The organism is Pinisolibacter sp. DMC19 (assembly GCF_056313985.1).
The window spans coordinates 126321-140231 of the sequence record NZ_JBQUZF010000003.1; the positions used below are offsets into that span (position 1 = coordinate 126321).

The 13911-nt window shown below is 68.5% G+C and carries 13 protein-coding genes; 7 read left to right on the forward strand and 6 right to left on the reverse strand.

Annotated features, from left to right (window positions below):
* Positions 1 to 135 precede the first annotated feature (135 nt).
* Positions 136 to 1167, forward strand: coding sequence for an arabinose operon transcriptional regulator AraC (gene araC, locus ACT53U_RS08765; protein WP_476154219.1), 1032 nt, complete (start codon positions 136 to 138; stop codon positions 1165 to 1167).
* Here araC and ACT53U_RS08770 read toward each other — a convergent pair.
* Positions 1077 to 2117, reverse strand: a complete 1041-nt coding sequence (locus tag ACT53U_RS08770) for a LysR family transcriptional regulator (RefSeq protein WP_476154221.1) — start codon at positions 2115 to 2117, stop codon at positions 1077 to 1079. The genes araC and ACT53U_RS08770 overlap by 91 nt on opposite strands.
* A gap of 668 nt (positions 2118 to 2785) precedes the next feature.
* Here ACT53U_RS08770 and chvE point away from each other — a divergent pair.
* From chvE to ACT53U_RS08800, 6 genes are all read left to right on the forward strand, one after another.
* Positions 2786 to 3853 carry a multiple monosaccharide ABC transporter substrate-binding protein gene (chvE, locus tag ACT53U_RS08775; protein WP_476154223.1) on the forward strand — a complete coding sequence of 356 codons (1068 nt, stop codon included), beginning with the start codon at positions 2786 to 2788 and terminating at the stop codon, positions 3851 to 3853.
* Between the two features lie 160 nt (positions 3854 to 4013).
* Positions 4014 to 5549 carry a multiple monosaccharide ABC transporter ATP-binding protein gene (mmsA, locus tag ACT53U_RS08780; RefSeq protein ID WP_476154225.1) on the forward strand — a complete coding sequence of 512 codons (1536 nt, stop codon included), beginning with the start codon at positions 4014 to 4016 and terminating at the stop codon, positions 5547 to 5549.
* The gene (mmsB, locus tag ACT53U_RS08785) at positions 5546 to 6757 is read left to right on the forward strand and encodes a multiple monosaccharide ABC transporter permease (RefSeq protein ID WP_476154227.1); all 1212 of its coding nucleotides are present in this window, start codon (positions 5546 to 5548) and stop codon (positions 6755 to 6757) included. Before mmsA ends, mmsB begins: the two co-directional genes overlap by 4 nt.
* Before the next feature lie 78 nt (positions 6758 to 6835).
* Positions 6836 to 8011 carry a galactokinase gene (gene galK / locus ACT53U_RS08790; RefSeq protein WP_476154229.1) on the forward strand — a complete coding sequence of 392 codons (1176 nt, stop codon included), beginning with the start codon at positions 6836 to 6838 and terminating at the stop codon, positions 8009 to 8011.
* Positions 8008 to 9048, forward strand: a complete 1041-nt coding sequence (locus tag ACT53U_RS08795) for a UDP-glucose--hexose-1-phosphate uridylyltransferase (protein WP_476154231.1) — start codon at positions 8008 to 8010, stop codon at positions 9046 to 9048. The genes galK and ACT53U_RS08795 overlap by 4 nt, the downstream gene beginning before the upstream one ends.
* A gap of 177 nt (positions 9049 to 9225) precedes the next feature.
* A complete protein-coding gene (locus ACT53U_RS08800) occupies positions 9226 to 9975 on the forward strand; it encodes a sulfite exporter TauE/SafE family protein (RefSeq protein ID WP_476154233.1) in 750 nt (249 codons plus the stop codon).
* Here the strand turns inward: ACT53U_RS08800 and ACT53U_RS08805 are convergent, their stop codons facing one another.
* From ACT53U_RS08805 to ACT53U_RS08825, 5 genes are read right to left on the reverse strand one after another with little or no spacing between them, the layout of a single operon-like run.
* Positions 9976 to 11070, reverse strand: a complete 1095-nt coding sequence (locus ACT53U_RS08805; protein ID WP_476154235.1) for an alpha-hydroxy acid oxidase — start codon at positions 11068 to 11070, stop codon at positions 9976 to 9978. It abuts the gene before it with no gap.
* Entirely contained in the window at positions 11067 to 11879 is an 813-nt protein-coding gene (locus ACT53U_RS08810; protein WP_476154237.1) for an energy transducer TonB, read from the reverse strand. Before ACT53U_RS08810 ends, ACT53U_RS08805 begins: the two co-directional genes overlap by 4 nt.
* A complete protein-coding gene (gene exbD, locus ACT53U_RS08815) occupies positions 11876 to 12346 on the reverse strand; it encodes a TonB system transport protein ExbD (protein WP_476154238.1) in 471 nt (156 codons plus the stop codon). The genes ACT53U_RS08810 and exbD overlap by 4 nt, the downstream gene beginning before the upstream one ends.
* Positions 12347 to 12351: 5 nt before the next feature.
* The gene (exbB, locus tag ACT53U_RS08820) at positions 12352 to 13131 is read right to left on the reverse strand and encodes a tonB-system energizer ExbB (protein ID WP_476134553.1); all 780 of its coding nucleotides are present in this window, start codon (positions 13129 to 13131) and stop codon (positions 12352 to 12354) included.
* A 10-nt stretch (positions 13132 to 13141) separates the two neighbouring features.
* On the reverse strand, positions 13142 to 13825 hold the full coding sequence (locus ACT53U_RS08825; protein WP_476154240.1) for a Fe2+-dependent dioxygenase: 684 nt from the start codon (positions 13823 to 13825) through the stop codon (positions 13142 to 13144).
* Between the last annotated feature and the right edge of the window lie 86 nt (positions 13826 to 13911).

Below are 13911 nucleotides of genomic sequence, written 5' to 3' on the forward strand. Positions count from 1 at the left end.
CGGCCGGGGCAAGCCGTCGGCCCGTCGTCGCATCCTCCCGCAGCGGCCGTTTATGGCCGTTGTTGTTGTTCGAGTTGGTAGCATGGATTATAGTGGCGCCAGCATGGGACCCACAGGGCTGATACGGCTTTTTACATGGATGATTCTGCTACGTCCTCGTCCACTTCCGCGGAAGTCGACAGCATCATTCGACGCCTCTCCCTGCTGCGCGCGGCCGGCGACGGCAGCGTCGATCCGCAGATGGCGCCGCTGTTTCCGGGCTATCGCTTCGACACCCGTCTGGTCGCCGGCATCACGCCGATCGAACGCGACGGTCCGCTCGACTTCCCCATCGTCCGCGACGACGGCATGCGCGGCTGGATCGTCAACCTGACGGTGCGCGGCGCCGGCGAGGTCTTCGACGGAACCAGCCATTTCCGCGTCGAAACCGGCGATCTCGTGCTGTTCCCGCCGGGTGCGATCCACGACTACAATCGCGCCGCCGATGCCGACGCGTGGTGGCACCGCTGGATCTATTTCCAGCCGCGCGCGTCATGGACGACATGGCTTTCCTGGAAGGAGGTGCGCGGCCCCCTCTTCCTCCAGCGCGGCTCCGAGCCTCGCCGCCTCGCCGAACTCGACCGCCTCTTCGCCGAGGTCGCCGCCTGGTCCGTCAACAACGACCTGTTGTCGATGGAACTGGCGATGAACGATCTCGAGAGGATCATCCTGCTGATCGCCCGCAACGATCGCGCCGAAGCGCCGGCCAACCGCTTCGACGAACGGCTGCTGATGGCCTGCAAGTTCATCACCGACAATCTGCATCGCCCGCTCAGCGTCGCCGAGATCGCGCAGAAGGTCTGCCTGTCGCCGTCGCGCCTCGCCCATCTCTTCACCCAGACGCTCGGGCGCTCGATCCTGAAGTGGCGGGAAGAGCAGATGATCCAGTTCGCCTGCCAGCTGCTGCTGGTCTCGCCGAGCCCGGTCAAGCAGATCGCCGCTCAGGTCGGATTCGAGGATCCGCTCTATTTCAGCCGGGTCTTCCGCCGCTACACCGGCTGCAGCCCGCGCGCCTTCCGCGGCGAGCACGGCCGGCGTCACGAACGGGGCGAATGGACCGTCCCGGCGGTGCGCACCGTCGCGCCGATCGCCGAGGGCACGTATTCGCGCCCGCGCACGACGTCGTAGAGAATGCGCGCCGCCGGCGACATCGGCCGGCCGCGCACCGAGATCAGGCCGTAGGGCTCGACCGTCAGCGGCTCGGCGAGTTCGAGGCGGACGAGATCGCCGGAACGGGCGAAGAGTTCGGCGACGGGCGCGGCGAGCGGCGCGATCGCGTCGGTGCGGCCCGCCATCACCAGCGACATCAGCACCGAACCGGAGTTCAACACCCGGTCGGCCGGCGGCAGGCCATGGCGCCGCAACAGCGCTTCGATCGAGCGCCGGACCAGCGACCCGCGCGGCGGCAGAACCCATTCGCGTTCGGCGAGATCCGCCGGCGCGACGGTGCCCGCCCCGGCCAGCGGATGGCCGCGGCGCACCAGCAGTTCGACGCTCTCCCGACCGATCTCCTCGTATTCGAACGGCCCCGGGTCGACGCCCTCGGGAATGCGGGCGATGGCGAAGTCGAGCTTGGCGGCGAGCAGGCGGGCGATCAGCGTGTCCGACGTGTCGACGTCGACGGAAACCTGGAGACGGGCCAGCCGCCGCCGCGCCACGCCGACGGCCTCGGCGAGGAACTCCGCCGCCGGCGCCATCAGCGCCCCGACCGAGGCTGCGCCGCCGGTCTCGGAGCGCAGCGCCTCGATCTCCTCGCCGGCATGGCCGAGTTCGGCGAGCATGGCACGGGTGCGCCTGACCAGCGCCTCGCCGTAGCGGGTCGGCTCGATGCCGCGCGGGCGGCGCTCGAACAGCGGCACGCCGACGGTCTTCTCGATCTCGGAGAGCATCTTGGAGGCGGCGGGCTGGGACAGACCCATCTCCTGCGCCGCGCGATTGAGCTTGCGGTGGTCGTCGAGGGCGACGATCAGGCGCAGATGGCGCAGCTTCAGCCGCATCGTCACGAGCTGTTCGAGCGAAGGTCCGCGCGTCGCCCTGCGTCCGACGATCGCCCTGTCGATCCCGTTCACGTCGGTCATGACCCGAACCTCCGATCCACGCGTCGCCGCGCGATCCGTCCCCCGCGTCGGCCTTGTCGGCGCCGACCGATGCCGCATATGACATGGGTGGCGCAGTTTCGACCGGGTCCAATACTCCCGCATATCGAATGGCACGATCACGGTTACATGTCAAAACCGCAAGGGCTTCGTCGGGAACGCGCTACCGCTCGACAAAATGCAGGAGACGATATCTTTCGTTCGCATGATGTTCCATGCAAAGTTCGCATATAATGGCTTGCTTGAAGCGTAGAATGTCCGATGAAGCGCATATGATTGGATCGTCTTATTTCGATATTTTGTGTGTATGTGGATCGTGTGCATTCGATAAACAAAAAAGAAACGAAAGAATCACGATCCGATCGCGAGCGATGAGGTGTAGATACGTTGTTATATGACGTCATTACGTTGTAATGTTTCGTACCGATCTCTGAGGCATATCGTTTTCGATATGGATTTTATGGAACATGGAACTTGACTGTATTGGCAATCGGATTGAGGTTCGGCCTGCAAGCAAGAACGTCTCGCCGGAACCGGCGCGTGCGCAACGGTCTGGGTCATCGCCTTCACGGGCGCTCACCCGCAACGAGACCCGGAACGACGCGACAGACGGACCCGGTCGAAGGCACCGCAGTCAGGGAGACGACGCGATGCAAAAGCTCGCGAAATACGTGATCGGCACCGCCGTTGCCGCGGCCATGGGCCTCGCCGCCTTTGGCGCTTCCGCGGCCGACAAGTACGTCGGCGTGTCCATGCCGACCAAGTCCTCGGCCCGTTGGATCGACGACGGCAACAACATGGTCAAGTATCTGGAGGCCAAGGGCTACAAGGCCGATCTCCAGTACGCCGACGACGACATCCCCAACCAGCTCGCTCAGATCGAGAACATGGTGACCAAGGGCGTCAACGTCCTCGTCATCGCCGCCATCGACGGCACGACCCTGACCGACGCTCTGCACAAGGCGCACGAGAAGGGCGTCAAGATCATCGCCTACGACCGCCTCATCCGGAACTCGCCGGACGTCGACTACTACGCGACCTTCGACAACTTCCAGGTGGGCGTCATCCAGGGCGGCTACATCGAACAGGCGCTCGGCCTCAAGGAAGGCAAGGGTCCGTTCAACATCGAGCTGTTCGGCGGTTCGCCGGACGACAACAACGCCTACTTCTTCTACAACGGCGCGATGTCGGTGCTGAAGCCCTACATCGACTCCAAGAAGCTCGTCGTGCAGTCCGGCCAGATGGGCATGGACAAGGTCTCGACCCTGCGTTGGGACGGCGCCGTCGCCCAGGCCCGCATGGACAACCTGCTCTCCGCCTTCTACACCAAGAAGCGCGTCGATGCGGTCCTGTCGCCCTATGACGGCCTGTCGATCGGCATCCTGTCGTCGCTCAAGGGCGTCGGCTACGGCACCAAGGACATGCCTCTTCCGGTCGTGACCGGTCAGGATGCCGAAGTGCAGTCGATGAAGTCGATCCTCGCCGGTGAGCAGCGTTCGACGGTGTTCAAGGACACGCGCGAACTCGCCAAGGTCACCGTCTCGATGGTCGATGCCGTGCTCGGTGGCGCCCAGCCGCAGATCAACGACACCAAGACCTACGACAACGGCAAGAAGGTGGTTCCCTCCTATCTGCTGAAGCCGGTCAGCGTCGATGCGACCAACTGGAAGCAGATCCTGGTCGACAGCGGCTACTACAAGGAAAGCCAGATCAAGTGATCGGCTCCCGATCGACCGGCCGGGGCCAGCCCCCGGCCGGTCTTCCGCCGCCGCCGCGCTCGTCGAAGGCGGGGCGTTCGTCCCGAAGGTGCCGGGACGAGAGGGCGAGCAACGCCCCCGCCGGCACCGTCGGTCCCGGGTTTCGACGAGGAGGTCGCCGATGACCCCCATTCTCGAGATGCGCCACATCACCAAGACGTTTCCGGGCGTGAAGGCGCTCTCCGACGTCAATCTCGAGGTGATGCCGGGCGAGATCCATGCTCTGGTCGGTGAGAACGGCGCCGGCAAGTCGACCCTCATGAAGGTCCTGTCGGGGGTCTATCCTCACGGCACCTACGAGGGCGACATCGTCTACGAAGGCGAGGTCCGCCGTTTCGACTCGATCGCCGACAGCGAGAAGGTCGGCATCATCATCATCCATCAGGAACTGGCGCTGGTGCCGCTCCTCTCGATCGCCGAGAACATCTTCCTCGGCGCCGAGCCCGGGCGTTTCGGCATCGTCGACCATTTCGAGGCCGCCCGCCGTACCACCGAACTGCTGAAGAAAGTGGGCCTGCGCGAACATGCCTCGCGCATCGTCGGCGACCTCGGTGTCGGCAAGCAGCAGCTGGTCGAGATCGCCAAGGCGCTGTCGAAGGAGGTCCGCCTCCTCATCCTCGACGAGCCGACGGCGAGCCTCAACGAGGCCGATTCCGACGCGCTGCTCGACCTCCTGCTCGAGTTCAAGCAACAGGGCATCGCCTCGATCCTGATCAGCCACAAGCTCAACGAGGTCTCCCGCGTCGCCGACCGCATCACCATCCTGCGCGACGGCACCACGGTGGAGACACTCGACTGCTCCGGCGGCCGCGCCGACGAGGACCGCATCATCCGCGGCATGGTCGGGCGCGAGATCACCGACCGCTATCCCAAGCGCACCTCGCACGTCGGCGAGGTCCTGCTCGAGGTCTCCGACTGGACCGTCGACGATCCGATCATCCCGAACCGGCGGATCTCCAAGTCGGTGTCGATCGAGGTCCGCAAGGGCGAGGTGGTCGGCATCGCCGGCCTGATGGGCGCCGGGCGCACCGAGTTCGCCATGAGCCTGTTCGGCCGTTCCTACGGCCGTTGGGTCAAGGGCAAGGCCAGGCTCGACGGCCGCGAGATCGACGTCTCGTCGGTGCGCCGCGCCGTCGAAGCCGGCATCGCCTATGCCACCGAGGACCGCAAGACCTACGGTCTGGTGCTGGGGCAGGACATCCGCGAGAACACCGTCATGGCCAACATGAAGGGTGTGTCGAGCCGCGGCGTCCTCGATGCGGTGGCCTCGATCGGCGTCGCCGAGGACTATCGCAAGTCGATGCGCATCCGCTGCCGCAACATCTTCCAGGAGACGCTCGACCTGTCGGGCGGCAACCAGCAGAAGGTGGTGCTCGCCAAGTGGCTCTTCGCCGATCCGCAGATCCTCATCCTCGACGAGCCGACCCGCGGCATCGACGTCGGCGCCAAGTACGAGATCTACGGCATCATCAACAAGCTGGTTGCCGAAGGCCGTGGTGTTCTGCTCATCTCTTCGGAGATGCCGGAACTGCTCGGCGTCGCCGATCGCATCTACGTCATGGACGAGGGCGCGGTGGTGGCCGAGATGCCGGCCCGAGACGCTTCACAAGAAAAGATCATGAGGGCGATCATGTCGTCCCGGGAGTTGGCCCGATGAGCACCGAAACCCTCGACCGCCCGCAGGAGCCCCATCATGCCCCCGAGGGCACCTCGCTCCTGACCTTCATCTCGAGGAACATGCGTGAGTACGGCATCCTGATGTCGCTCGTGTTCATCATGGTCTTCTTCCAGTGGATGACCAACGGCACGCTGTTCCAGCCGCTGAACCTCACCAACCTGGTGCTGCAGAATTCCTACGTCATCATCATGGCGCTGGGCATGCTGCTGGTGATCGTCGCCGGCCACATCGACCTGTCGGTCGGCTCGGTCGTCGGCTTCATCGGCGCCCTCGCCGCCACCATGATGGTGACCTGGGGCTTCGATCCGGTGACGACCACCATCGTCAGCCTCGCCGCCGGCGCGCTGATCGGCGCGGCGCAGGGCTGGTTCGTCGCCTACATGCACATCCCGTCCTTCATCGTGACGCTGGCGGGCATGCTGGTGTTCCGCGGTCTGTGTCTGGCGCTGCTCGCCGGTCAGTCGGTCGGCCCCTTCCCGGTCGCCTTCCAGCGCCTGTCGTCGGGCTTCATCCCGGACGTCTTCAGCGTGCCGGGCCTCCATGTCCTGACGATCGTGCTGGCGGTGGCGACCGCGGCGATCCTCGTCTTCAACGCCATCCGTGACCGCGCCAAGCGCCGGCACTTCGGCGTCGAGGTCGAACCGGGCGTGGTGTTCTGGGCCAAGCAGGCGGCGCTCGCCGCCGCGCTGATCGCCATCGGCTGGCAGATGTCGACCTACAAGGGTCTGCCGAACGTCCTCATCGTGATGTTCGTGCTGATCGTCTTCTATGCCTTCGTCACCCAGCACACGACGATCGGTCGCCGCATCTACGCGCTCGGCGGCAACGAGAAGGCGGCGCGCCTGTCGGGCATCGATACCCGCAGGCTGACCTTCTACACCTTCGTCAACATGGGCATGCTGGCGGGCCTCGCCGGTCTCGTCTTCGCCGCGCGCCTCAACACCGCGACGCCGAAGGGCGGCGTCTCCTTCGAGCTCGACGTCATCGCGGCCTGCTTCATCGGCGGCGCCTCGGCGACCGGCGGCGTCGGCAAGGTGACGGGCGCGGTGATCGGCGCCTTCATCATGGGCGTGATGAACAACGGCATGTCGATCCTCGGCATCGGCATCGACTGGCAGCAGGTCATCAAGGGCCTCGTGCTCCTCGCCGCCGTGTTCTTCGACGTCTACAACAAGGTCAAGCGCTGAGGCCTCCCGCCTCGGCCAGCCCCTGTCACACCCCGCGCGGACCATCCCGCGCGGGGTTCTTCCGCCGGGAGACCGCCCATGATCGTCTTCGGCGAGATCGCCGCCGACTTCGCCGCCCGTTTCGGCCGCCCCCCGCGCGTCTTCCGCGCCCCCGGCCGGGTCAACCTGATCGGCGAGCACACCGACTACAACGACGGCTTCGTCATGCCGGCGGCGCTGGAGCACGCGACCGCCGTCGCCGTCGCCCCGCGCGCCGATCGCACCATCGTCGTCCATTCGCGCCTCAACGGCGAGACCGCGACGCTCGATCTCGACGCCGGCCCGATCCGCCCGCGTCGCGACTGGTCGGACTACGTCTTCGGCGTCGCTCGCATGCTGGAGGAGGCCGGCCATCGGCTGACCGGCTGCGACCTGACGCTGACCTCGACCGTGCCGATCGGTTCGGGGCTTTCGTCCTCCGCCGCGTTGGAGGTCGCGACCGTCCGCGCGCTCGCCGCCGTCTCGGGCCTGGAGATCGGCAAGATCGAGGCAGCGAAGATCGGTCAGAAGGCCGAGAACGAGCACGTCGGCATGCGTTGCGGCATCATGGACCAATATGCCGCGAGCTGCGGCGTCGCCGGTCACGCGCTCCTCATCGATTGCCGCAGCCTCGAGGCGCGGCCCGTCGCGATCGATTCCGCGAGCCGCATCGTCATCGCCAACTCGATGGTCCATCACGTGCTCGCCGGCGGCGGCGAATACAACGCCCGCCGCGCCTCCTGCGAGGCCGGCGTGCGCCTGCTCGCCCCCGTCCTCGGCCATCCGGTCACGGCGCTGCGCGACGTGACGATCGCCGAGCTCGAGGCGCACCGTGGCCTCTTCGACGACGAGACCTACCGCCGCTGCCGCCACATCGTCACCGAGAACGACCGCGTGCTCGCGGCCGAGGCCGCCGCCAAGGCCGGCAACGTCGCCCGCTTCGGCGCGTTGATGGATGCCTCGCACGTCTCGATGCGCGACGACTTCGAGATCTCCTGCGCCGAGGTCGACGTGATGGTCGATCTCGCCCGTGCCCTTCCCGGCGTCCACGGCGCCCGCATGACCGGCGGCGGCTTCGGCGGCTGCACCGTGTCGCTGGTCGCTGTGGAAGCGGTCGAGGCCTTCGCCGCGACGCTGAAGACGGCCTATCGCGCGGCGACCGGCATCACTTGCGACGTCTTCGCCTGCGCGCCGGGCGCCGGTGCCGGCGAGATCCTCGAGGGAGGCCTCGCGTGACCAAGCCCGACGCGCCGCATCGCCGCTTCAATCCGCTGACCGGCGACTGGGTCCTGGTCTCGCCCCATCGCACCCAGCGGCCGTGGCAGGGCCAGATGGAGGCGGTGGCGGTCGACGCCATGCCGGCCCACGACCCGACCTGCTACCTCTGCCCCGGCAACACGCGGGCCGGCGGCGTCGCCAATCCGGCCTACGACGGCACCTTCGTCTTCGACAACGACTTCGCCGCGCTGCTGCCCGACACCGCGGCCGGCCCCGCCTCGAGCGACGATCTCCTGATCGCCGAGCCCGAGAGCGGCCTCTGCCGCGTCGTCTGTTTCTCGCCGCGCCACGACGTGACGCTGGCGCGCATGTCGGTCGCCGACATCACCCGCGTGGTCGAGACCTGGCAGGCCCAGGTCGCCGAACTCGGCGCCCGCGACGACATCGCCTCGGTGCAGATCTTCGAGAACCGCGGCGCGGTGATGGGCTGTTCCAACCCGCATCCCCACGGCCAGATATGGGCGAGCCGGCATCTGCCCAACGAGCCGGCCAAGGAGGACGAGCGCCAGCGGGCGTGGTTCGCCGAACGCGGTCGGCCGCTGCTCTCGGACTATCTCGCGCGCGAACTCGCCGAGGGCACCCGCATCGTCCACGAGAACGATCGCTTCGTCGTGCTGGTGCCGTTCTGGGCGGTCTGGCCCTTCGAGACCATGGTCCTGCCGCGCCGGCCGATCGCCGGCTTCGACGACTTCGAGCCGGGCGATGCCGAGGCACTCGCGGACGCCTTGCGGGCGATCACCGTGCGCTACGACAATCTCTTCCTGACCTCCTTCCCCTATTCGATGGGCTTCCACCAGAAGCCGCTCGACGGGCGGGATCATCCGGAATGGGTGATGCATGCCCATTTCTACCCGCCGCTGCTGCGCTCGGCGACGGTGAAGAAGTTCATGGTCGGCTTCGAGATGCTCGGCTCGCCCCAGCGCGACATCACCGCGGAAGCCGCCGCCGAACGCCTGCGGGCGCTGCCGGCGGAGCATTTCCTCGGGTCCCTCTGAGGGGCAGAGGGCGGTGGTCCACCCGTCTCCCCTCGCGGGGAGGTGGGTGACCCTCGTCGTGCCGCGAACATCGTCGTCGCGACGCTTCCGCTCCGCTTGACCCGGCCTTCGCGTCCGATAGTTTCGACGCTCCTGCGGGCAAACGTCCCGTCGTCACTTCGGGGCACCCGTCGACCCATGAACGACCTCGTGATCGTCGCCGCCGCCGGCCTCCTCGGCGGTGCCATGAACGCCATCGCCGGAGGCGGCTCCTTCGTCACCCTGCCGGCGCTGGTCGCCGTCGGCGTGCCGGCGCTGCAGGCCAACGCCACTTCGACGGTCGCCCTGGTGCCTTCGGCGCTCGCCACCGCCTACGCTTATCGCGGCGATCGGCTGGGCTTCGAGAGCGTGTCGATGAAGACGATGATCGCCGTGTCGATCGTCGGCGGCATCATCGGCGCGGTGCTGCTGACGGTGACGTCGCAGCGCTTCTTCGATGCGATCTTCCCCTTCCTGCTGCTCTTCGGCGTCACCGTCTTCGCCTTCGGCCGCAAGCTCGGCGACTGGCTGCGCACCCGGATCGACGTCCACCCGCACGCCCTGCCGGTCGCCCAGTTCTTCCTCGGCGTCTACGGCGGCTATTTCGGCGGCGCCGTCGGGGTGATGATGCTGGCGACCTGGTCGGTGCTGACGACCGCCTCGATCAACACGATGCAGGCGACCCGCCACATCCTCAACGCCTCGATGAACGCCACCGCCTCGATCCTCTTCGTGGCGACCGGCCTCGTCCACTGGCACGAGATGGCGGCGCTGCTGATCGGCGCGACGGTCGGCGGCTGGGTGACCGGCCATTTCGGCCGCCGCCTCGATCCCGCCGTGGCGCGCATCGTCATCACCTGCCTCAACGCGGTGATCGTCGCCGTGGTGTTCTGGAAGCGCTTCGCCTGATCAGGTCCGCGGCCGTCCCGCCAGCGCGATCGTCACGGCATATTCCTCGCCCAGCGTCTTCAGCGCATGAGCGACGCCGAGCGGCCCGCCCGCCGCCAGGGCCTCGGCGATCGGTCGGCCGACCATCACCGCGTCGGCGCCGCGCGCCAGCGCCGACCAGACGTCCGAGCCGCGGCGGATGCCGCCGTCCATCAGGACGGTCGCGCCGTCGCCGAGCCTTTCACGGATCGGCGCCACCCGGTCGAGCGCGGCGGGTGCGGCGTCGAGCACCCGGCCGCCGTGGTTGGAGACGACGACGCCCACGGCCCCCGACGCCATGGCCCGCGCGGCATCGTCCGCGTGCAGAATACCCTTGAGGATCACCGGAAGCCGCGTCCGCGCGGCGATCCGCTCGACGTCGACCCAGGTGGGTCTGTGCGCGAGCAGCGCGGCGATCCCGTCGGTGCCCGACGTATCGGGCGGCACATGGCCGGCGAGATTGGCCGGCGTCAGGGCCTCCGGCAGGCGGAAGCCGGAGCGCTGCTCGACGTTGCGAATGCCGAAGACCGGCGCGTCGACGGTGATCATCAACGCCTCGTATCCCGCCGCCTCGGCGCGGGCGACGAGTTCGTCGGTGAGACCGCGATCCGGCTGGACATAGAGCTGGAACCACTGCCCGCCGACGTCGCGCACGTCCGCGATGTCCTCGAGGCTCAGCGTCGCCAGCGTCGAGGCCGTGAAGATCGTGTCGACCGCCGCCGCCGCCATCGCCGTGGCGCGTTCGGCGAGCGGGTGGAAGAGGCCCTGATGGGCGACAGGCGCCACCAGGACAGGAAGGGCGATCGGCCGGCCGAAGAGCGTCGTTCCGGTGTCGGCGGCGTGGTCGTCGAGGAGCAGGCGCGGCACGATCTCGGCGCGGGCGAAGGCCTCGCGGTTGCGTCGTGCGGCGTGGCCGTCGCCGGCGTGTCCCGCGAGATAGGCCCAGCGATCCGGCGGTAGAGCGGCGCGGGCGTGGTCCGTCCAGTCGTCGAGCGCCGCGACGCCCTCCGGTACCCGCCCGAAGGCGTCGGCGTCGGAGGGCGCAGGCGGAGCGGCGGGGGAGGCCGCGCCGCTCACGATTTCAGCCGATAGCGGATCGGCACGACCACCTCGATCCGATCCATCAGGAAGTTCGCCGGCAATGCGGGCAGGGGGGCGGCGCGATCCACCAGATCGAGCGCGGCGCGGTCGAGCGTCGCCGTGCCGCCGGAGCGGTGCAGCCGCCGCGCCACCACCCGGCCGTCGCGGCCGATGGTGATCGCCACCTGCACGTCGCCTTCGTCGCCGGCGGCGCGCGCCTCGCGCGGATAGCTCTTGTGACGGCCGAGATGCGCCATCACCGCCTTGGTCCAGGAGGCCGGCGTCGGCGGTGCCTCGCGCACGCTGCCTTCCGCCGGCGCGGCGGTCACCGAGGCGGTCTGGTCCATGGCGGAAGGCGCCGCGGCGGCCTGCGAGGCGGCGCTGTCGGCGGCGCTCTCGGTGGGTTTCATCGCCTCCGTCGTCTGCTGCTCGGCGGCGTCCTCGGTGCGTTCGACGGTCTTCTTCTCGGCGAGGAGCAGTTCGGGATCGTCGGGCCGGGCGGTCGAGGCGTCGGTCTCGGGCAGATCGTCGGTCGACTTGGCGGAGAGCGATTCCTTCACCTCCGGCGTCGATTGCGCGGCCTCCGCCTCCGCCGCCTCGGCCTCGCTGTCGGAGCGCTCGGCGGCGGCGACCGTGTCGGCGAATTCGGCGATCATCGGTACGCCCTCGTCCTCGAAGACCTGTTCGGCGCGGCCGAAGACCGCGAGGCTCGCCCCGGCGGGGGCGACGTGGAGCGCGATCGCCGCCAGCGCGCCGAGGATCAGGCGGCGCCGATGGTCGGGATCGGAGAGCAGCGTCTCGCTCACGGCGTCGGCCCTCCGTTCGGCGGCACGGCCGGCGGCGCCGCGACCGAACTGCCTTCGGTGCCGACCAGCGCCAGCTTGAGGAAGCCTGCGGCGCGCAGCATGTTCATCAGCCGCGTCACCTCGCCGTAGGGCACCGCCTTGTCGGCGCGCACGAAGATGCGTTTTCCGTGGTCGAAGCCGGTCGCCCGGCCGAGCGCCAGTTCGAAGCCGTCGGCCGAGACGGTCTCCTCGCCGATCAGCACAGAGAGGTCGGTCTTCATCGTCACGAAGACCGGCTTGTCGGGTCGCGGCTCGGGCTTGGCGGTCGAGACCGGGAGATCGACCGGGGCGTCGACCGTCGAGAGCGGCGCCGCCACCATGAAGATGATCAGCAGCACCAGCATCACGTCGATGAAGGGCGTGACGTTGATCTCCGACATCTCGCCGAGATGATCGTCGCCGCCGGAAGGAAGGAGCCCGCCCGCCATCGCCGTCACTCCGCCGCCCGCGCCAGCGGGCACGCGGCCGCGCCGCGGTCGAGTTCGCGCGACAGGATGCGGCGCACCGCGGCCCCGGCATCGGCGACGGCGTTGCGGTGGAGGCCGACGGCGCGCACCAGTCGATTGTAGAGCACGACCGCCGGGATCGCCGCGACGAGGCCGATCGCCGTGGCGAAGAGCGCCTCGGCGATGCCCGGGGCGACGACCGCGAGATTGGTGGTCTGCGCCTTGGCGATGCCGACGAAGGAATTCATGATGCCCCAGACCGTGCCGAACAGGCCGACGAAGGGGGCGGTCGAGCCGACCGTGCCGACGAGGCCGACGCCCGAGGAGATCCGCGCCGCGACCGCCGCCTCGATACGGGCGAGCCGCGAGGCGACGCGCTCCTCGAGCCCGGCGCGATCGACCGTCTCGCCCGAGAGCTCGATCTCGCGGGCGACCGCGTCGAGCATGGCGCGGCCCGGTCCGCGATCGGCGCCGAGTGCGGCGGCGGCATCGGCGAGACGCGGCGCGCGGGTCAGCGCCTCGATCGTCTCGGCGACATGGGCATTGGCGGCGCGCAGCTCCAGCATCTTGGCGACGAAGATGGTCCAGGAGAGCAACGAGGCGGCGAAGAGCACGCCCATCACCGTCTTCACCACCCAGTCGGCGCCGAGGAACATGGCGAGCGGCGACAGATCGGCCGTGCCGGTCGCCGCCGAGGCGGGGCCGGCGAAGACGCCGATCAGCGCGGCGACGGCGCCGAACAGCGGCAGGCGGGGGATGAGCGTCATGGGTGCCTCCTCAGGTCTCGGCCCAGCGGCGCACGAGGTTGTGGTAGACGAAGGACAGCCTGAGCGCATGGGGATCTCCCTCGCCGTGGGTCTCGCGCAGATCCTGGATCACCTGATCGAGGTCGTAGAGCAGCGTCCGCTCGCCCTCGTCGCGCACCAGGCTCTGGGTCCAGAAGAAGGAACAGACGCGCTCGCCCGCCGTCACCGGCGTCACCTCGTGCAGCGAGGTCGAGGGGTAGACGATCGCCGAGCCGGCCGGCAGCTTGGCGGCCTGCGCACCGAACGGCGTCTCGATCGTCAGTTCGCCGCCTTCGTATTCGTCCGGCTCGGAGAAGAAGACGGTGGTCGACACGTCGGTGCGGATGCGCGTGGCGCTGCCCGGCGCGTTGCGGATGGCGTTGTCGACATGGATGCCGAAGTGCTCGCCGCCGCGATAGGCGTTGAACATCGGCGGCAGGATGCGCAGCGGCAGCGCCGCCGAGAGGAAGGTCGGCGAACGATGCAGCGCGGCGAGCACCACCTCGCCGATCTCGATCGCGTCGACCGAGGTCGGATCGAGCTGGCGATTGTTCTTCACGATCGCCGAGATCGGCCCGGCCGTGGTCAGCCCGTCGGCCCACGTCGCCTTGGCGAGGCGGTCGCGACACCACGCGACCTCGTCTGGCGTAAGCAGATCGGGAATGGTGATCAGCATCGTCTTCCATCCTGCCTGGGGCCGTCGGTGCGGCCCGTGGGTGAAGAGAGGGGATGACGGCGAGCGGGGCGGCCCGCCGTCATCCG

What these genes read in the sequence shown, in the direction of transcription:
- mmsA (WP_476154225.1), top strand. Translation starts at nt 4,014, where the DNA reads ATGACCCCCATTCTCGAGATGCGCCACATCACCAAGACGTTTCCGGGC.
- ACT53U_RS08770 (WP_476154221.1), bottom strand. Translation starts at nt 2,117, where the DNA reads ATGACCGACGTGAACGGGATCGACAGGGCGATCGTCGGACGCAGGGCG.
- ACT53U_RS08800 (WP_476154233.1), top strand. Translation starts at nt 9,226, where the DNA reads ATGAACGACCTCGTGATCGTCGCCGCCGCCGGCCTCCTCGGCGGTGCC.
- exbB (WP_476134553.1), bottom strand. Translation starts at nt 13,131, where the DNA reads ATGACGCTCATCCCCCGCCTGCCGCTGTTCGGCGCCGTCGCCGCGCTG.
- exbD (WP_476154238.1), bottom strand. Translation starts at nt 12,346, where the DNA reads ATGGCGGGCGGGCTCCTTCCTTCCGGCGGCGACGATCATCTCGGCGAG.
- araC (WP_476154219.1), top strand. Translation starts at nt 136, where the DNA reads ATGGATGATTCTGCTACGTCCTCGTCCACTTCCGCGGAAGTCGACAGC.
- ACT53U_RS08825 (WP_476154240.1), bottom strand. Translation starts at nt 13,825, where the DNA reads ATGCTGATCACCATTCCCGATCTGCTTACGCCAGACGAGGTCGCGTGG.
- galK (WP_476154229.1), top strand. Translation starts at nt 6,836, where the DNA reads ATGATCGTCTTCGGCGAGATCGCCGCCGACTTCGCCGCCCGTTTCGGC.
- mmsB (WP_476154227.1), top strand. Translation starts at nt 5,546, where the DNA reads ATGAGCACCGAAACCCTCGACCGCCCGCAGGAGCCCCATCATGCCCCC.
- chvE (WP_476154223.1), top strand. Translation starts at nt 2,786, where the DNA reads ATGCAAAAGCTCGCGAAATACGTGATCGGCACCGCCGTTGCCGCGGCC.